Source organism: Mesorhizobium sp. M8A.F.Ca.ET.161.01.1.1 (genome assembly GCF_004792105.1).
Classification (GTDB): domain Bacteria; phylum Pseudomonadota; class Alphaproteobacteria; order Rhizobiales; family Rhizobiaceae; genus Mesorhizobium.
The window spans coordinates 1-318 of sequence record NZ_SRTD01000332.1; the positions used below are offsets into that span (position 1 = coordinate 1).

Consider the following 318-nt stretch of genomic DNA (forward strand, 5'->3'; position numbering starts at 1 on the left):
CAAAAACGCCCGGTCACGCTCTCTCGGGCCGCCAGCAAGCCCGTAGCGTGCATAACCGGCAAGCTCGATCAACTCGCCGATCGTCATATAGTCGGGGCAATGGCATTCCTGCGGCAGATAGGCGATGCGGCGCGCGAGATCCCTGCGTCCGATGTCGCCCAGCGAACGCTCGCCAAGCCTTATCGCGCCCGATGACAAAGGCACGAAACCCATGATGGTTTTCAACAGCGTCGACTTGCCACAGCCATTGGGGCCGACCAGCGCCGTGACGCGACCGCTGTGGAAGCGGCAAGAAAGCCCACGCAGGACGGGAACGTG

Annotated in this window: 1 protein-coding gene; it reads right to left on the reverse strand. The window is 62.9% G+C overall.

Going from position 1 to position 318, the window contains the following annotated elements; translation table 11 throughout:
• Positions 1 to 318, reverse strand: a 318-nt coding sequence (locus EN804_RS35950; RefSeq protein ID WP_281407935.1) for an ABC transporter ATP-binding protein, incomplete at both ends; no start/stop codon positions are given.